At 37.2% G+C, this 18,092-nt stretch carries 16 protein-coding genes; 2 read left to right on the forward strand and 14 right to left on the reverse strand.

Annotation, left to right across the window (positions count from 1 at the left end; genetic code table 11):
• From lepB to udk, 7 genes are all read right to left on the reverse strand, one after another.
• Positions 1 to 1,701: a signal peptidase I gene (gene lepB, locus VBZ51_RS13345; protein WP_416577243.1), complete on the reverse strand. Its 1,701-nt coding sequence runs from the start codon at positions 1,699 to 1,701 to the stop codon at positions 1 to 3.
• Between the two features lie 94 nt (positions 1,702 to 1,795).
• Positions 1,796 to 2,497, reverse strand: coding sequence for a 4-hydroxy-tetrahydrodipicolinate reductase (gene dapB / locus VBZ51_RS13350; RefSeq protein WP_416577244.1), 702 nt, complete (start codon positions 2,495 to 2,497; stop codon positions 1,796 to 1,798).
• 2 nt (positions 2,498 to 2,499) lie between these two features.
• Complete coding sequence (locus VBZ51_RS13355; protein ID WP_244745430.1) at positions 2,500 to 3,159, reverse strand: DUF5683 domain-containing protein; 660 nt, start codon at positions 3,157 to 3,159, stop codon at positions 2,500 to 2,502.
• Positions 3,152 to 4,060 carry a ParB/RepB/Spo0J family partition protein gene (locus tag VBZ51_RS13360; RefSeq protein ID WP_058103319.1) on the reverse strand — a complete coding sequence of 303 codons (909 nt, stop codon included), beginning with the start codon at positions 4,058 to 4,060 and terminating at the stop codon, positions 3,152 to 3,154. Before VBZ51_RS13360 ends, VBZ51_RS13355 begins: the two co-directional genes overlap by 8 nt.
• Positions 4,061 to 4,062: 2 nt before the next feature.
• Entirely contained in the window at positions 4,063 to 4,836 is a 774-nt protein-coding gene (locus VBZ51_RS13365; RefSeq protein ID WP_058103318.1) for a ParA family protein, read from the reverse strand.
• Between the two features lie 188 nt (positions 4,837 to 5,024).
• Positions 5,025 to 5,357 carry an FtsB family cell division protein gene (locus VBZ51_RS13370; RefSeq protein WP_058103317.1) on the reverse strand — a complete coding sequence of 111 codons (333 nt, stop codon included), beginning with the start codon at positions 5,355 to 5,357 and terminating at the stop codon, positions 5,025 to 5,027.
• Positions 5,357 to 5,971, reverse strand: coding sequence for a uridine kinase (gene udk / locus VBZ51_RS13375; RefSeq protein WP_058103316.1), 615 nt, complete (start codon positions 5,969 to 5,971; stop codon positions 5,357 to 5,359). Before udk ends, VBZ51_RS13370 begins: the two co-directional genes overlap by 1 nt.
• A gap of 108 nt (positions 5,972 to 6,079) precedes the next feature.
• On the opposite strand from udk, the gene VBZ51_RS13380 reads away from it, so the two are divergent.
• Together VBZ51_RS13380 and VBZ51_RS13385 are read left to right on the forward strand one after the other, a co-directional pair.
• The gene (locus tag VBZ51_RS13380; protein ID WP_215997398.1) at positions 6,080 to 7,303 is read left to right on the forward strand and encodes a multidrug effflux MFS transporter; all 1,224 of its coding nucleotides are present in this window, start codon (positions 6,080 to 6,082) and stop codon (positions 7,301 to 7,303) included.
• A 161-nt stretch (positions 7,304 to 7,464) separates the two neighbouring features.
• Positions 7,465 to 9,183 (forward strand): hypothetical protein, encoded by a 1,719-nt coding sequence (locus VBZ51_RS13385; protein ID WP_416577245.1) that lies wholly within the window; start codon positions 7,465 to 7,467, stop codon positions 9,181 to 9,183.
• A gap of 72 nt (positions 9,184 to 9,255) precedes the next feature.
• Here VBZ51_RS13385 and acs read toward each other — a convergent pair whose 3' ends face one another.
• The 7 genes from acs to VBZ51_RS13420 form a co-directional block, all read right to left on the reverse strand.
• Positions 9,256 to 11,163: an acetate--CoA ligase gene (gene acs / locus VBZ51_RS13390; RefSeq protein ID WP_416577246.1), complete on the reverse strand. Its 1,908-nt coding sequence runs from the start codon at positions 11,161 to 11,163 to the stop codon at positions 9,256 to 9,258.
• Positions 11,164 to 11,235: 72 nt separating this feature from the next.
• A complete protein-coding gene (locus VBZ51_RS13395) occupies positions 11,236 to 12,930 on the reverse strand; it encodes a sodium:solute symporter family protein (protein ID WP_416577247.1) in 1,695 nt (564 codons plus the stop codon).
• A 23-nt stretch (positions 12,931 to 12,953) separates the two neighbouring features.
• A complete protein-coding gene (locus tag VBZ51_RS13400; RefSeq protein ID WP_099191582.1) occupies positions 12,954 to 13,214 on the reverse strand; it encodes a DUF4212 domain-containing protein in 261 nt (86 codons plus the stop codon).
• Between the two features lie 132 nt (positions 13,215 to 13,346).
• Positions 13,347 to 14,423: an anhydro-N-acetylmuramic acid kinase gene (locus tag VBZ51_RS13405; RefSeq protein WP_416577248.1), complete on the reverse strand. Its 1,077-nt coding sequence runs from the start codon at positions 14,421 to 14,423 to the stop codon at positions 13,347 to 13,349.
• Positions 14,410 to 15,261, reverse strand: a complete 852-nt coding sequence (locus tag VBZ51_RS13410) for a CPBP family intramembrane glutamic endopeptidase (RefSeq protein ID WP_416577249.1) — start codon at positions 15,259 to 15,261, stop codon at positions 14,410 to 14,412. Before VBZ51_RS13410 ends, VBZ51_RS13405 begins: the two co-directional genes overlap by 14 nt.
• Before the next feature lie 6 nt (positions 15,262 to 15,267).
• Entirely contained in the window at positions 15,268 to 16,824 is a 1,557-nt protein-coding gene (locus VBZ51_RS13415; RefSeq protein ID WP_416577250.1) for a glycoside hydrolase family 3 protein, read from the reverse strand.
• A complete protein-coding gene (locus VBZ51_RS13420; protein WP_416577251.1) occupies positions 16,817 to 18,091 on the reverse strand; it encodes an MFS transporter in 1,275 nt (424 codons plus the stop codon). The genes VBZ51_RS13415 and VBZ51_RS13420 overlap by 8 nt, the downstream gene beginning before the upstream one ends.
• Position 18,092: the final 1 nt, after the last annotated feature.

Below are 18,092 nucleotides of genomic sequence, written 5' to 3' on the forward strand. Positions count from 1 at the left end.
TTATTTAGTGCTCTTTTTACGTTTCCAGAACCAATTTCCAACTAGATAGGCAACTAATAGTATCAAGAAATACTTAAAATAAGATTGTGGTTCTCCGTCGCCATTTACTGTGGTAAAAATACGATCCCATCTAGGTCTCCAATTGGAAATGCCTTCGGTAAAGTTGTCAAAACTCATCCAAATAAAGATAGGGGTACCCACAATATGATTTTCAGGCACATAGCCCCAAGCTCTACTGTCTTCAGAATGATCCCTGTTGTCTCCCATCATCCAAAAATAATCTTGTTGAAATGTATAGCTGGTCGCAGGTTTTCCATTGATGCTAATTTGATTTCCGGATATAGAAATTTCGTTGTTCTCATATTCTTCGATTATTTTCTTGTATAATGGAAGAACTTTTAAATTTAAAGCTACAGTAGCACCTTTCTGAGGAATGTAAATAGGACCTAATTGACTATAGTTCCAAGGATAGTCAGGACTTTGAGGAAACAAATTGATCCCTCGTCTACCTTTTTCTGTTACTTGTTGTACAACAGAATCTATGTTGGAATCTTTTCTTAGTGAATTGACCATTTCCGCGGTTAGCGGAACCGTACGCTCACGATCGGTAATTTCTTTTAACGATAACCTGTATTTGGAAATTAGGTTGGCTGGAATACCTTTTGATTTGGTAAATAATTCAATTTGTCCGTTTTCACTTTGGTTAAACCCAATAATGTAGTTTCTAATTCCGTTAACTTGTTCTTGGTTTAAGGGGTTTGATAGGTATTTTCGTGTAAAATCCGTAATGCCTAGGTTGTCCAAAGCTCTTGATGAAACCCCTTTTGAGCTGTAAATAGTGTAGTCAAATTGAGGTTTAGCACTTTTAGGTAGTTCTAATTGCTTGCCGTTTATAAAGACGTAACCATCACGGACTTCTAATGAGTCCCCTGGAATACCCACACAGCGTTTTACGTAGTTGGATTTTTTGTCAATAGGTTTGTCTACACCTTTTTCTTTTTTGAAGAAAACCCTAACTGTATCGGCAGGCCAACTAAAAACTACAATGTCATTTCTTTCTACTTTGGTAAATCCTGGTAGTCTAAAATAAGGGAGTTGTGGCTTTTTTAAGTAAGATGGCACACCTAAAACAGGAAGTGTGTCGTGAACCATTGGCGCAGCAACCGTCGTCATTGGTGTTCTTGCTCCGTAATGAAACTTGCTAACAAATAGAAAATCACCCACCCTAAGCGTGCGTTCTAATGAACCTGTAGGTATTACATACGGTTGTATAAAATAGGTGTGTACCAAGGTGGCCGCGACAACAGCGAATAAAATGGAACTTACCCACTCTCCGGCAGCCGTTTTAGGTTGTAAAGATCTGTCTTCTACGTAAGTTACTTCTAAGGCATAATTTACATAGTAAATATAAAAACCTAGCGTTAGAACCACTATCCATGTTTCTAACTTGCTATTTCTGCCAAAACTTCTAATGGTTTCTACCCAAATAACAGGAAACATTAAAAGATTTATAATTGGTATGAACAACAAGATCACCCACCATTTTGGTCTGTTGATGATTTGCATTAAGACAATGGCGTTATAAACAGGTATTGCAGCTTCCCAAGCTTTTCTACCGGCTTTAACGTATAATTTCCAAGTTCCTAAAAAATGGATAACTTGTACAATGAGAATAAATATAATCCATTGAGTGCCGTTCATCTTCTTTGTTTTTTATTGAAATAGTTTGAATTATGATAAAATGCGCTAGATATCAATAATCCATGAGTCTTAAAGATTTATTTTTGTTACGTTTTTAACCAAGGTTTAACACATCTCTCATTGAGAAAACACCTGTTTTTCCAATAATCCATTCTGCTGCGGTTACCGCACCCAAAGCAAAACCTTCTCTGTTATGCGCGGTATGTTTTATCTGAATGCTATCAACAACACTATCATAGGAAACGGTATGTGTTCCTGGAACCTTGCCAATTCTTTTTGATGTAATTTTCAATGTTTCGGCAGACGCACTATCTAGTTTCCATTCTTTATAACTGGAGTTTGCAATAACCCCTTCAGCCAAAGTTATAGCTGTGCCACTGGGTGCATCTAATTTTTGCGTGTGGTGAATTTCCTCCAATTCAGCCTTATATTCTGGTATATTCTGCATCATTTTAGCCAAATAATTATTCAGCTCAAAAAATATGTTTACACCCAAGCTAAAATTAGAAGCATATATAAACGCTCCTTTTTTATCCTTACACAAACTAACGGCATCTTCATAATGATTTAACCAACCCGTTGTTCCGGATATGACCGGTACATTGTTATTGATACAAGTAGTGATGTTATTGAAAGCAGCGCTAGGCATGCTAAAATCAATGGCAACGTCCATTACGCTAAAGTCAATGTTTTCTGTATTTTCATCAATTTTGGCTACTATTTCATGACCACGATTCAAGGCAATTTGCTCTATCATCTGACCCATTTTTCCGTATCCGAAAAGTGCAATTTTCATTCTTAAAATTTTATAATTAATGCCATGCCGTAATTTGGACTATTGGTTACTTGATTAAAATCTAAGTAAGGCTCAAAGTCTATACTGAGGTCATCGTCAATATTAAACTGTTTTAAATGTGCGTCAACATTGGCGTCGACAATATTAAGAGCGTATAACCCTATAGCTGCAACCAACCAAAGGTCACGGTCATTTTGAAAACGTTCTTGTTGGTATTCAAGGTCATCTAAGTCCAAATCTGGGTCTGCACCTTCTGGGTTATCTCCATTGATATCATAATATTCATCATCTGTAAACCCGGCCTGCCTTCTTTTAAAGGCAGTTCTAAAACTTTTGTACTGATTGTTATTCCATGTATAAGCGTATATACTGCCGCCAATGGCTCCCCAAACGATTGGAACTTTCCAGTATCTCTTGTTGTAGATTTGTCCCATACCGGGTAGTACGGCAGAGTAAAATGCAGCTTTACTTGGGGCTAATGGTTTAAATTCTCTTTCTACCTTTTTCAAGGCAACAGAATCTTTAATGACTACCCCTTTTTTGGCAAGGTCTGCCTGTACGCTATCTATTTCAGTTTTAGGTATAGAATCTTGCTCCTCTTGTGAGAAGGTGAAATTTATAAATAGCAAAAGTGTACTAAATAATAAAAGATAGTTACGCACCTGTTATCAATTTTTTGATACGGTCAAATTCCTCTTGAGACTTAAATGGTATGGTTATTTTTCCTTTGGCATTATCAGTAGATTTAATATCTACCTTTACGGATAAGGCATCCGTTAATTCTTTTATCCCTTTTCTAACAAATACAGCTGGATCGTTCTTCGCCTGCTTTTTGACCTCTGTAGGGGCTTCTGCCTTAGAATGATATGCTTTTACGGCGCTTTCGGTATCTCTAACAGAAAGGTTGTCAAATATGATTTTCTCGTAAATTGAAATTTGATCTTCTTTTTTCTCAATATTGACCAAAGCCCTACCATGCCCCATACTTAGAAAACCATCGCGCATGCCTGTTTGAATAATAGGGTCTAGCTTTAAAAGGCGTAAATAATTGGCAATAGTAGATCTTTTTTTACCAACACGTTCGCTCAGCTTTTCTTGTGTAAGATTTATTTCATCTATTAAACGCTGATATGAAAGTGCTATTTCTATAGGGTCTAAGTCCTGCCTTTGTATATTCTCAACCAAAGCCATTTCCAAAGACTCTTGGTCATTGGCAATACGTATGTACGCAGGTATAGTTTCTAAACCTAATAGTTTAGAAGCACGAAACCTTCTTTCTCCTGATACTAGCTGAAATTCATTAAAACCTAGTTTTCTAACGGTAATTGGTTGTATAACTCCCAATTCTCTTATAGAAGTAGCAAGTTCTTTTATGTGTTCGTCATTGAAATTTGAACGTGGTTGAAACGGATTTACCTCTATATGGTCTAAATCCAATTCAATTATATTTCCAACAACTTTATCTGCATTTTTGTCAGATGCTGTGTTTATGTCATTCTCCGGATCTTTTAAAAGAGCCGAAAGTCCTCTACCTAAAGCTTGTTTTTTAGTCGCTTTTGCCATACTTAAACCGTCTGCTTATTTTTTTTGACTATTTCATTAGCCATGTTCAAATAATTTGTTGCCCCTTTACTGGCAGCATCGTATTTGATAATACTTTCACCATAACTAGGAGCTTCACTTAACCTAACATTTCGTTGAATTACGGTGTCAAATACCATATCTCCAAAATGCTTTCTTACTTCATCTACCACTTGGTTAGATAATCGCAACCTTGAGTCGTACATCGTCAACAACATACCTTCAATGTCCAATTCAGAGTTATGTAGTTTTTGTACGCTCTTAATCGTATTCAACAATTTGCCTAAACCTTCAAGTGCAAAGTATTCGCACTGTATAGGTATTATAACTGAATCTGCAGCAGTCAATGCATTTAAGGTCAACAATCCTAAAGAAGGAGCACAATCAATTAAAATATAATCATAATCGTTCTTAAGGTCCGTAATGGCCTTTTTCATCATGTATTCGCGCTCATCCTTATCTACCAGTTCAATTTCAATGGCAACAAGGTCAATATGTGCCGGAATAAGGTCTACATTGGGTGATGTGGTCGGTATGATCGTCTCACGAGCACTTTTGGTGTGTTCCAAAAGTTGGTAAGAACCCAATTCAACCCCATCGACATCTATACCAAGCCCAGAAGTAGCGTTCGCCTGGGGGTCAGCGTCTATCAATAATACCTTTTTTTCCAATACACCTAGCGAGGCAGCTAAATTTACTGAGGTAGTAGTTTTGCCTACACCTCCTTTTTGATTGGCTATAGCAATAATCTTGCCCATGTTCAAAGTAAGTTAGGTGGTAAAAATACAATTATTTATGAGGCTAATGAAAGCTTTTTGTTAACACTAAGTGAATAAGCACTCACTTTTCATTAATAATGCGTTAAACTTTTAGTTTTGAAAAGGTTAAGACTTGGTGTAATATAAAGTATTTAGAAAGTGAAAAACTTATTAAAATGATATGAAAATTATTTTTTATCCTTAAGTTTTAGACTATCCTCATATTCAATAAGATAAATTTCTTCGTTCTTTTTCTTAAGATAATACTCTTCTCTGGCAAACCGTTCCAACTCATCTTCGTCAGATAATTTTTCTATAATCTTTTTATCCTTGGCAATTTCTTCTTTTAAAAATTCTTGTGTTTTCTCAAGCTTCTTAATTTCTTTTCTTAACTCTAGGTGTATTAACAATGAATTGGTGTCAAAAAAAAGCATCCAAACAACAAAAACGGTCAAGACCAACACATACATGTTGGTCATGATTTTAAACCATTTTTTTTGTTTTAAATCTTTGAATGCCATTATGACTGCATTATTTTTTCGTTGATGATACTCTTTACAATTTCAACGGCTACTGTATTGTATTTATTATTAGGTATAATAATATCTGCGTATTCTTTGGTAGGCTCAATAAATTGTTCGTGCATTGGCTTAATGACCGATTGATATTTTTCAAGGGTTTCATCTAAATTCCAACCACGTTCGTTTACATCTCGTTTTAGTCTTCTGATTAATCGCTCATCTGTATCTGCATGAACAAATATTTTGATATCGAACATTTTACGAATAGCAGAATTGGTCATGATTAAGATACCCTCTACTATGATAACTTTTGTAGGGTGGGTAAGTACAGTTTTTGCGGTTCTGTTACATTCAAGAAAAGAGTAGACTGGTTGCTCTATTGATTCTCCGTTCTTTAAGGCGATTAGGTGTTGTTCCAATAAGGCAAAGTCAATGGAGCTTGGGTGGTCAAAATTGGTTTTTCGTCTATCTTCTAATGATAAATGAGACAGATCGTTGTAATAAGAATCTTGTGAGATTACACCAACTTCTTCATTGGGCAATTCATTGATGATTTGATTTACTACCGTGGTTTTTCCACAACCGGTTCCACCAGCAATACCTATAACGAGCATACATTGAAATTTAATGCAAAAGTACATATTTGAATTTCAAAATTACCTAAACTTAAAAATCAACTTTTAATTAACATTGCTTGTATGGTTAAGCCGTATTTTTGCACAATGCAGAATGAACAAGTAAAGCCAAATTTTGAATTTGTAGCCTTAATGGCTTCTTTAATGTCAATTGTTGCCTTAACAATTGATGCCATTTTACCGGCTATGGCAGACATAGGTATAGCTATCAATAGTTTAGACCCAACCCGGAATCAACTATTGGTAACTATGATATTTTTGGGATTGGGGGTAGGTCAACTTTTTTTCGGACCACTGTCAGATAGTTTAGGTAGAAAGCCCATTGTTTATTTAGGTTTTACGGTGTTTCTTATTGCTAGTGTTATTTGCTTGTTGGCTCCAAATCTTGAAATTATGTTGGTGGGGCGTATTTTGCAAGGTATTGGGTTATCTGCTCCAAGAACAATCAGTATATCCATAATTCGTGATACTTATAGAGGAGATTACATGGCAAAAATCATGTCATTTGTTACGGCATTTTTTATTTTGGTACCCGTAGTGGCTCCTGCAATAGGCAAAGCGGTAATGGAGTATACCGGATGGGAAGGAATTTTTTATATGCAATTGTTTTTTGCTCTTGTTGTAGGTATCTGGTTTTATAAAAGACAGGAGGAAACGTTGAAACCCCAATATAAAGTGCCATTTTCTTTTCATGTTTTTGTTAGAGGTACCAAAGAGATTTTTAAATATAAAGAAACTGTTTCGTGTACCATGATTTCGGGTTTGATCACAGGATCCTTCTTAGTGTACTTAAGCTCTGCGCAACACGTGTTTGAAGAACTTTATGGTTTAACAGATACATTTCCATATGTATTTGCAGGTTTGGCATTGTCCGTTGGTTTTTCAACATTAATGAACGGTACATTGGTTTTGCGTTTTGGTATGCGTAATCTCTCTTTTGCCGCACTGGTTGCCTTTACGGTAATTGCTTTGTCTTACAGTTTGCTGTTCTTAAATTCTCAAAACCCGAGTATAACGATACTATTGATATTTCTTTCGTTACAATTTTTATGTTTAGGTTTTATCTGGGGTAATATGCGATCTATTGCTATGGAGCCAATTGGGCACATTGCAGGAATAGGTGCTGCCATAACAGGATTCATTTCTACAATTCTGTCCATTCCTATTTCTATATTTGTGGGAAGTTTTATTGAGGATTCTGTTTGGGCACTGTTTGCTGGTTTAGGGGTATGCGGCTTAATTTCGGTAGTGTTGTTTATGTCTTTTAAAACCAGGCCCTTGTTCGCGAATAATCATGCCTTCTCTAAGTAATCTTTGTAAAAGCGTCTAATTGTTGCTTGAGGTTTTAAATTTTTAGAGTTTTTGTTATCTATACGCTTTTTAAGGCTATTTGTACGTTAATTGGTTGATTTTCAGAACTGTGGATTTATATTGTGAATGTTATGTTTTAATAAATAATAATGTTTACAGCTATGAAAAATCCTTTTCTCTATGTGCTAATACTATGGCTTGTTTTTGTAGCATGTAAGAATAGGGGAAATACGCACGATATTTCAAACAGACCTTTTATAGCTTGTGCGCCTATTACAACAGATTTATCTTGGTATCAATCTGATAATATAGCTCCATTGATCGATGGTTTAGATGTAATAGAGTTTCCTGTAACTACTAATGATAGGCTGGCTCAAAAATATATTAATCAAGGCATGGTATTGGCTTATGGATTCAACCATGCAGAAGCGGCAAGGTCTTTTTATTATGCAACTAAATTGGACCCTGATTGCGCAATGGCATACTGGGGTTTTGCCTATGTTTTGGGTCCAAATTATAATGCGGGCATGGAGCCGGATAATTACCAAAGAGCGTATGATGCTGTTCAAAAGGCAAAAGAATTAGCGAGTAAGAATGCATCTCAAAAAGAAAAGGATTTAATTAATGCCTTATCCAAAAGATATGTTCAATTCCCGGTCGAGGATAGAAGTGAACTTGATCTAAAATATTCAAATGCGTTATTGGAAGTTTATAATAAGTATTCATATGATGCAGATGTAGCTGCCTTATATGCCGAATCTATCATGGATATGTTTCCTTTTGATTTGTGGGATGAAAATGGAAATCCAAGAGAAAGAACAAATGAAATTGTTCAAGTTGTAAATAAAGCTTTGGAAATAGATCCAAAACACCCGGGTGCCCATCATTTTAAAATTCATATGCTTGAAGCATCTTTGCACCCAGATGGAGCCTTGGAAAGTGCCAAAATTTTTGACGAAGGTTTGGTGCCTGGCGCTGGACACCTTATTCACATGCCTTCTCATGTTTATATAAGAACGGGTGATTATCATAAAGGTACTTTGGCAAATTTGCGGGCTGTGGTAGTAGATAGCAATTATGTGGCTGCTTGCAATGCCCAAGGTGCATACCCAATAGCCTATTTTCCCCATAACTATCATTTTTTGGCTGCTACCGCTGCGTTGGAAGGAAATAGTAGTTTGGCGTTAAATGCTTCGTACAATGTAGCAAAACATTCAAGTACTACCTTAATGAAAGAGCCGGGCTGGGGAACACTGCAACATTTTTACACGATACCGTTTTATATTAGTGTAAAGTTTGGTAAATGGGAAGAAATATTGGAATTGGAGAATGAGGTACCTTCTTTAAAATACCCTGCCGCAATTCTTAATTATGCACGTGGTATGGCTTTTTTAAGTTTAGGTGAAATGGAAAAAGCAAAAAAAGAATTATACTCTTTGGAAACTTTTGCGAAAGATGAAAGTTTAAAAGAAATAACCATTTGGGATATTAATACCGTTTCGGTATTGGTTCAAATTGCCAGAAATGTTTTAAAAGCTGAGATTTTGGCAAAGGAATTTAAATATTCTGAAAGTATATCATTGTTACGCGAAGCGATTGAAATAGAAGATGGATTAAATTATAATGAACCGCCAGATTGGTTTTTTTCAGTAAGACATCACCTTGGAGCAATTCAAATAGAAGCTGGGTTGTACAATGATGCAGTAAGTACGTATAAAGAAGATTTGCTGAGGCTACCTAAAAACGGATGGGCGCTACACGGTTTAAAACTGGCTTACGAAAACTTAAACAATCAGGATAAGGTGAAAGAGGTTGAACTGCTAAGAAAGCAAAGTTGGGAAAATGCCGATATTGTTTTGACCACCTCTCGTGTAAAATAAAATTCGCCAAACCCATTTTTTCAATGAGCTTGACGAACTTGGTTTAAATAAAGTATGTGTCGTAATTGTAAATTATAGTGCATTTTCCATAATTTCTTGAACAACTTCTGGGTTTAAAAGTGTACTGGTATCTCCTAAATTACTTGTGTCGTTGCTGGCGATTTTGCGTAAAATTCTTCGCATAATTTTACCACTTCGAGTTTTTGGCAGACCAGATACAAATTGAATTTTATCCAATTTGGCAATAGGACCTACATGTTCTGTAATTTGCTGGTTGATTTCTTTTCTTAAATTTTCACGATCTCTACTTTCACCAGTTTCCTTAAGAATTACATAGCCATAAAGGGCATTTCCTTTAACATCATGTGGGAAACCTACAATAGCTGATTCCGCAACAGCAGGATGTTCGTTAATAGAATCCTCAATAGGAGCGGTACCCAGATTGTGACCAGAGACAATGATTACATCATCTACACGACCTGTAATTCTGTAATACCCAACGGCATCTCTCAACGCACCATCACCTGTAAAATACATGTTTTCAAAGGCAGAAAAATAGGTGTCCCTGTACCGGTCATGATTGCCCCATACCGTTCTTGCAATAGACGGCCATGGGAATTTAATGCACAGCCTACCATCAACTTGATTGCCTTTTATTTCTTTACCATTCTCATCCATTAGTGCCGGTTGAATGCCAATAAATGGTAAAGTCGCGTATGTAGGCGTAGTTGGTGTTACGTAAGGTATTGGTGTAATCATTATTCCGCCTGTCTCCGTTTGCCACCAAGTATCCACTATAGGGCTGTTTTTTTTGCCAACATTGTTGTTGTACCAATGCCATGCTTCCTCATTTATGGGTTCACCTACTGAGCCTAACACTTTAAGGCTGGATAAGTCATGTTTTTCAACGAAATCTAAATTTTCTTTTGCCAAAGCTCTAATGGCCGTTGGCGCGGTATAAAACTGATTAACTTTATGTTTTTCTACAACCTCCCAAAAACGTCCGTAATCTGGGTAGGAAGGAACTCCCTCAAACATTAATGTGGTTGCTCCATTGGCAAGTGGACCGTACACTATATACGAGTGCCCGGTTATCCAACCTATATCAGCAGTACACCAGTAGACATCATTTTCTCTATATTGAAATACGTTTTTAAATGTATAGGCGGTATATACCATATAACCTGCAGTGGTATGTACCATTCCTTTGGGGGTACCGGTTGATCCGGAGGTGTACAGTATAAATAATGAATCTTCGGCATCCATGATTTCTGCAACACAATCTGCATAAGCTTCGTCCAATAAGGGTTGTAACCATTTGTCCCTGCCATCTAGCATGTCTATTTTGGTTCCTGTGCGTTTGGTCACTAAAACATTGGCTACACCAGGGCACCCTTCCAATGCTTTGTCGACAATTCCTTTTAGGTCGATAGATTTACTACCTCGAAAAGAACCATCCGCAGTTATGACAACCTTACAATCAGAATCATTGATCCGTGTTGCTAGGGCATTTGAAGAAAACCCTGCAAATACAACGGAATGTATGGCGCCAATACGTGCACATGCCAATAATGCGACAGATAGCTCAGGAATCATTGGAAGATAAATACAGACACGATCTCCTTTTTTTACGCCATGGTCCAATAATACATTTGCCATTCGGCAAACTCTCTCGTGCAATTGCCTGTAGGTGATATGAAGAGCTTCTTCTTTAGGATCGTTAGGTTCAAATATGATGGCGGTTTTGTCACCTCTTGTGGGTAAATGCCTGTCTAAACAATTTTCTGTGATGTTGAGTTTTGCACCTTCAAACCATTTTATTTCGGGCTTTTTAAAATCCCAGCTCAATACATTGTCCCAGCGCTTGCGCCAGACAAAATGCTCCTCTGCAATCTCTTCCCAAAATGATTCGGGATTTCTGATCGATTTTCTATAGACTTGATAGTATTCCTCAAGATGTTTAATGTGGTAATTACTCATGGTATGCGTTAATTAATATGCAAAGGTTGTTGAGGCCTTTGGTCGTTGTTGTTTCTAATTGATTTATGTTGTTTAATGTCCCGTAGCTTCACCTGCACCACTGGGTATTCTAATATTTTCTACAATTTCTTGAACATCTTCTGGAGGTTCAGGAGTAAATTGCAGTATAATAATGGCTACTATAAAATTAGCGATCATTGCGATGCTACCAAAACCTTCTGGTGAAATTCCAAACCACCAATCGTTTGATGCTCCGCCCCCAAACCAACCGAATTTAAATTTGGTCATATAGAAGAGCATAAGTAAGATGCCGACGACCATACCGCCAATGGCACCTTCTTTATTCATTTTTTTGTAAAATATACCAAGTACGATTGCCGGAAAAAAAGATGCGGCAGCAAGACCAAATGCCAGGGCGACAACTGCAGCTACAAAACCTGGCGGATTTATACCAAAGTACCCTGCAATTATTACGGCAATGGTGGCCGATCCCCTTGCGACCCATAATTCCGCCTTATCCGAGATGTTAGGTTTAAAGACTTTTTTGACCAGATCATGTGATACCGAGGCAGATATAACAAGCAATAGCCCTGCTGCTGTTGATAGGGCAGCCGCCAGACCGCCAGCGGCAACCAAAGCAATTACCCAAGCCGGTAGATCCGCAATTTCGGGGTTTGCCAATACCATAATATCATTGTCAATAGTCAATTCATTCTTTGATTTTTCAGCTACATATTGAATTTTGCCATCTTCATTTTTATCATCAAAAGATAATAGTCCGGTTTCTTCCCAATTTTTGAACCAAACAGGCATGTTTGAATATTCTTCATTACTGACCGTGTTGATGAGATTGGTTTTTGCAAATACGGAAACAGCCGGGGCCGTGGTGTATAAAATAGCGATTAGTAATAAGGCGAGTCCGGCAGATTTACGAGCATCTTTTACTTTTTTCACCGTAAAGAAGCGAACAATGACATGGGGTAAGCCTGCAGTGCCTACCATGAGAGCCAAGGTTATGGCAAAAATATCGGTGACAGATTTAGATCCATCAGTATATTCGTTGAAACCTAGTTCTGTAGATAATCCGTCTAGTTTATCCAATAAAAAAGTTCCAGACCCATCATTTAAGGTGGAGCCCATTCCTAATTGAGGTATAGGATTTCCTGTCATTTGTATGGATATGAAAATTGCAGGAACCATAAAGGCGAAAATCAGCACACAGTATTGTGCTACTTGGGTATAGGTAATACCTTTCATTCCACCTAACACGGCATAGAATAATACGATGATCATTCCTATAATCACCCCCGTATTGATATCTACTTGAAGAAATCTTGAGAATACTACACCTACACCGCGCATTTGTCCTGCCACATAAGTAAACGACACGATCAGTGCACAGATCACAGCTACAATTCTAGCCGTTTTTGAGTAGTAGCGGTCACCAATAAAATCCGGAACGGTGAATTTTCCGAACTTTCTAAGATATGGAGCAAGTAATAGGGCCAAAAGCACATATCCACCTGTCCATCCCATTAAATATACAGAACCATCATAGCCAGCAAAAGAGATGATGCCTGCCATAGAGATAAATGAAGCTGCCGACATCCAATCCGCTGCGGTGGCCATACCATTGGCTAATGGAGAAACACCGCCACCCGCAACATAAAAATCTTTTGTGGAACCTGCGCGAGACCATATAGCTATACCTATGTATAGTGCAAAGGTGAGTCCTACTAAAATATATGTCCAGGTCTGTACATTCATTTTGTTAGTTTTAGTTGGTGTGATTAATCGTTGTATCCGTATTTTTTATCCAATTTGTTCATGAGTCTTACATAAACAAAAATTAGGATGACAAAGATGTAAATAGACCCTTGTTGCGCAAACCAGAAACCTAATTTAAATCCGCCGATTTTAATAGTGTCCAATGCTTCCTTAAATAAAATGCCAGCTCCAAATGATACAGCAAACCAAATGGTCAGCAAGATGAATAAATAACGTACATTTTCTTTCCAATAAGCGGTAGCTTTCTTTTGTTTTTCAGACATTTTATATGCTATTTTAATGAGTGAATACGCTTAGAGTGCACTAAAGCCGTATTCGTTTAAAACTTGTACCATGACAGAGTAAAGGCTCTATTATTTTAAATCTCGATTATCAAGTAAATTAGGCATAAAAGTTTAATTAGGTATGAACAATACTCCACTTGATGAATCTTTTTTTGCTCCAGTTACGGAGGAAAGTACATTTGTTAGTTGCTCAACCCTTAAAACGCCCATTAACGCAAATACCAAAGCTTCTTTAAACTCTATAATTATTTTTTCGGGCACCACTACATTTGTGGTTTCGCCCAATTTAGCTTGTAATGTTTCGGTTAGAAAGGAATTTAAAGCTCCGCCACCGGTTACCAATAATTCTTGGTTGTTGTGTTTAAAATTCAATTGAATCTGTTGTGCCACTTTATCGCAGATATGATGAACACTGGTGTGTAACAAGTTCTCTAAGGTATCTTTGGTATCTTCTACAATGGGCACTACCTCGGCTAAAAACCACTCATACCCAATAGATTTTGGGTGTGGTAATAAATAGTACTCTAGACCATTTAACCTTTCTAACATGGTTTTGTTTATTTTACCCTTGCGGGCTAGTTTACCGTCCTCGTCGTATTCTAGATCCACCTTTCTGGTGATATAGTTGAGAATCATATTTGCTAAACCAATATCATAAGCTATTCGCTTTCCTTTTACATCAAAAGATATATTGCTGATGCCACCTAAATTTAAACAGAAATCATATTGAGTAAAGAAAATACTATCACCAATAGGTACTAGAGGAGCTCCTTGACCACCCAATGCCAAATCATTTGTTCTAAAATCACAGATGACTTTTATACCGCAAGCATTTGCCAAATGCTGTCCTGAGCCAACTTGAAATGTAAGCCCCATCTCTGGTCTATGGTGAGTGGTATGACCATGACTGGCAATATAATCTACTGCCAACGAATAGTCGTTAACAAAGGTCAAAACCTGTTCTCCTAGCCAAGTGCCATAGGTGTTATGTAATTCTATAAGTTTTTCTGCAGATAAATCAATGGCATTTTTTAAGGTGTTCAACATTTCAGTTGAATACTTAATGCTCTTGGTTTCTTTGATTTCAAATTGCCAAGTTCCTTTTTTCTCCCAAATGTGACAGTAAGCTAAATCAAGGCCATCTAATGATGTGCCTGACATGAGACCGATAATTTTATATGTTTTCATTTCTGATGGGTTGCCGTTTTTTTACTTGATAATAATAAATGATCAGTGCTACCAGTGTTAGTTCTGTTATTAATGAAAAAATAGAGCCTTCAAAACCGAATTGCCCTCCGTTCATCATATTATTTTCTGGAACAGTGAACTCTATGATACTATAGATATCTTGTCCGCTTACATTAAAGCCGAACAAGGATTGAAATAGATTCCAACTAAAATGGAAGGCTATAGGGTACCATAAATTTTTTGTGTAGATGTATGAGACCCCCAGTGCAATTCCTGCTAAAAAAAGGCCTGTTAAACTGAAAAGACTAATATTTGGATTTGCTCCATGAGCTATGGCGAACACTATAGAAGAAATTATAAGTGCGATATACTTGTTAAAGGATAGCATAAGGTTCTTTAGAATATACCCTCTAAAAAGAACTTCTTCTAAAATGGCTACAAGTATGAACAGTAATGTAGTATAGATTAACTCTAATACATCAAAGTTAAATTCAGTATAGATAATTTCTTCGGCTGCCCATAAACTAACATAGGCCAATCCCATTATGACCAACCCAAGTAGAGTACCTGTTATAATATCGTTTTTTCTGTTTTTAATCTGAAGCCCAACGTCCATAAAATTTTGCTTGTCCATATATTTCATGAAAATCCAGACTAAAAGTAGCGTTCCTAAAAACGAGAAAAATGTCATGATTAGTTGCTGAAGAGAGGTTTCTTGAAAATCTTTATCACCAAATGGAATACCGGCAACGAAAGCACCGGCAAGTTGAAATAGACCAACTATTATAAAATATGGAAATATCAATGCAATTACTCTAGCCCATCCGCTATGATTCATAAGACTCTAATTTAGTTTTACAGGTAATTTTCCTTTTGCCTCTAATGTACCCATAAAATGTGCTGTGGCAACGTCTTGAAACTCTTTGAAATTCTGATATGCAATTACGGTAGCCATTGTTTTATCCGTTTTAAAAGATTGTAGAGCATATGGGTTTCCAAAATGATACAGGACCACTTTTTTGGTAATGATTAAATCATTTAAAAAATCTATTTCCTCTTGAAGAAAACCAAAATTATTGGTTGGTTTTATTTGAGGAGGAGTTAGCAGCAAAAGAATCTCGGTTTCATTTTCAACTTCTTTTCGCATTGCCGTAATATTTTCAACAATGTCTTGGTTCATTTGATCTGTGGTAAACCTTTTAAGTGTCAATGTGCAGAAATTGGTTGTTCTAAAATGTTCAATATCTTGCGCAGTGCCATTATGTAAGGTGATTGATCGCTCCGCTATTTGTTTGTTCAGAGCACTTGGGTCTGTTAATTCTAGAGTGGAATCAACTTCTGATATTGCCTTTGCTTTCAGTTTCCAAATACGTTCTATACTCTTGTTAATTTGTGCTTCCGATGCATTTTTTAAAATACATTGAATGCCTTCTTCTATATGCTCGGCAAAACATAAAACGTCATTACCTGCATTAAAGGCCAACCATTCCAATTCTCCTTTGGTCGGGTAGTTTTTAGATACTGCATGCATGTTCAAGGCATCTGAAATGACTACTCCGTCAAAGCCCATTTCATGCCTTAATACACCGGTTATTATATCTTTATTAATGCTAGATGGTAATTCTGGGCTAGTGGTCAGTGCAGGCACAGATAAATGACCTACCATCACGGAATCTACACCTTCATCAATTAATTTTTGAAACGGGTAGAGCTCAGTCTCCAATAACTCGGCTTTTGTTTTCTCTATAACAGGAAGCCCCAAATGTGAATCTGTAGCCGTGTCTCCATGTCCGGGAAAATGCTTAATGCTTGTAAGTACACCTTCGGACTGGGTTCCTTTTACAAATGCTTTTGCCAATGTGATTACTTGTTCTTTGTCATCACCAAAGGATCTATACCCAATTACAGGGTTGTTAGGGTTTACGTTGACATCTACTACAGGAGAAAGATTCCAATGTATTCCTGCGGCTTTACAATCTTTGGCAATGTTCTGGCCTACTTTAAATACTAAGTCTTTATTGTCCTTATTGGCTCCTAAGGTAATGGCGTACGGATATTGGGGGGTGTTTTCTATGCGCATGGCCAAACCCCATTCCGCATCAATGGAAATCAATAGGGGGTAAGTAGCCGCTTTTTGATATCTTTTGATGAGGTTTTTTAAAGTTTCAAAACTATTTTCATTGACAACAATTTTCTTTTTGCCTTCAAAGTTAGTTGCAGCACTTGCGCGTGAATGAAAAAAACAAAGCCCGCCAACATGGTGTTCAGAAATTAATTTTTCTAGCTGCTGTATTTCTTCTTCGGTATCATTTATAAAAGCTGCGGGTATAAATAATTGACCAACTTTTTCTGAAAGTGAAAGTTGCTTTAAGGCTTTATTTGTAGGTAGTAATCTATTCATTGGTAACCGTTGTTTTTTTCCCGAAATCTGCTGGGTAGGTAATAAATTTTAAAAGTAAGAGTGCTGGTAGGGCCGCAATGACTACCCATACAAAAAAGCCGTCATACCCCAGCCATTGCTGCATGTAACCGCTGATCATACCGGGTAGCATCATCCCTAAGGCCATAAAACCGGTGGCAATGGCGTAGTGAGATGTTTTAGATTTGCCCTCGGCAATGTAAATGAGGTACATTAAAAAGGCGGCAAAACCGAAACCATATCCAAATTTTTCAAAAACCACTGTTGCCGTAACGGCATAGATACTTGTAGTATTGGTCATGGCCAAAACGGCGTAAAGAATATTAGGCAGGTTCAATGAAAGTACCATGGGTAACATCCATTTTTTTAAACCATCGCGCGAGATTAAGATACCACCCAATATACCGCCAACGGAAAGAAAAATAACTCCTACGGTACCGAAAATAGTTCCCAATTGTTCCGTAGAATATCCTAATCCGCCTTTATCGGGTGAGTCCAATAAAAAAGGGGACGCCATTTTTACCAATTGTGATTCACCTAAACGGTACGTAAGAATAAAAGCTAACGCAATACCTATGCCCGGTTTTTTAAAAAATGATGCAAATACCTCTAAAAAGCCTGCTGGTTTTTCTTTATCCTCCGTATTTTCAGATTCATATTTTGGTGTAACAAAAAAGTTGGCAACAGTCATGATCAACATTAAAAAAGCGGCAGCTGACATAGTTATGCTCCAAGCTTTGGTGTTGTCGCCATATTTGTTTTCCAAGAAACCGGCAAGTACAACTATTAAACCTTCGCCCGTTACCATGGCAAGTCTGTAGAAAGTACTTCTCATGCCAACAAAGAACGATTGTTTTTTTTCTGTTAAGCCAAGCATGTAATATCCATCTGAAGCAATGTCATTGGTGGCAGAGGCAAATGCAGCCATCCAGAAACAGGCCAAAGATGAAACAAAGAACATATTAGTAGGCAATGTTAAGCCCACACCTAACAATGCAACAGCTATTAATAGTTGCATGCTTAAAAACCACTTTCGTTTGGTGCTTTTTAAATCAACGAACGGACTCCATAATGGTTTAAGTACCCATGGTAAATAGAGAATACTGGTGTATAGGCCTATGTCTTCATTGCTGACCCCTAATTTTTTGTACATGATTACGGAAACCGTAACTACCAATACATAGGGCAAACCTTGTGTGAAATAAAGCACAGGTACCCATGCCCAAGCTCCTTTGTCTTTTTGTACCATA

Origin of the sequence: Maribacter sp. HS (genome assembly GCF_048059195.1) — a bacterium.
Taxonomy (GTDB): domain Bacteria; phylum Bacteroidota; class Bacteroidia; order Flavobacteriales; family Flavobacteriaceae; genus Maribacter; species Maribacter dokdonensis.

Bases quoted from the DNA above. Each gene is read 5' to 3' on its own strand.
- lepB (WP_416577243.1), bottom strand. From the start codon at position 1,701: ATGAACGGCACTCAATGGATTATATTTATTCTCATTGTACAAGTTATC.
- dapB (WP_416577244.1), bottom strand. From the start codon at position 2,497: ATGAAAATTGCACTTTTCGGATACGGAAAAATGGGTCAGATGATAGAG.
- VBZ51_RS13360 (WP_058103319.1), bottom strand. From the start codon at position 4,060: ATGGCAAAAGCGACTAAAAAACAAGCTTTAGGTAGAGGACTTTCGGCT.
- VBZ51_RS13365 (WP_058103318.1), bottom strand. From the start codon at position 4,836: ATGGGCAAGATTATTGCTATAGCCAATCAAAAAGGAGGTGTAGGCAAA.
- VBZ51_RS13370 (WP_058103317.1), bottom strand. From the start codon at position 5,357: ATGGCATTCAAAGATTTAAAACAAAAAAAATGGTTTAAAATCATGACC.
- udk (WP_058103316.1), bottom strand. From the start codon at position 5,971: ATGCTCGTTATAGGTATTGCTGGTGGAACCGGTTGTGGAAAAACCACG.
- VBZ51_RS13380 (WP_215997398.1), top strand. From the start codon at position 6,080: ATGCAGAATGAACAAGTAAAGCCAAATTTTGAATTTGTAGCCTTAATG.
- VBZ51_RS13385 (WP_416577245.1), top strand. From the start codon at position 7,465: ATGAAAAATCCTTTTCTCTATGTGCTAATACTATGGCTTGTTTTTGTA.
- acs (WP_416577246.1), bottom strand. From the start codon at position 11,163: ATGAGTAATTACCACATTAAACATCTTGAGGAATACTATCAAGTCTAT.
- VBZ51_RS13395 (WP_416577247.1), bottom strand. From the start codon at position 12,930: ATGAATGTACAGACCTGGACATATATTTTAGTAGGACTCACCTTTGCA.
- VBZ51_RS13400 (WP_099191582.1), bottom strand. From the start codon at position 13,214: ATGTCTGAAAAACAAAAGAAAGCTACCGCTTATTGGAAAGAAAATGTA.
- VBZ51_RS13405 (WP_416577248.1), bottom strand. From the start codon at position 14,423: ATGAAAACATATAAAATTATCGGTCTCATGTCAGGCACATCATTAGAT.
- VBZ51_RS13410 (WP_416577249.1), bottom strand. From the start codon at position 15,261: ATGAATCATAGCGGATGGGCTAGAGTAATTGCATTGATATTTCCATAT.
- VBZ51_RS13415 (WP_416577250.1), bottom strand. From the start codon at position 16,824: ATGAATAGATTACTACCTACAAATAAAGCCTTAAAGCAACTTTCACTT.
- VBZ51_RS13420 (WP_416577251.1), bottom strand. From the start codon at position 18,091: ATGGTACAAAAAGACAAAGGAGCTTGGGCATGGGTACCTGTGCTTTAT.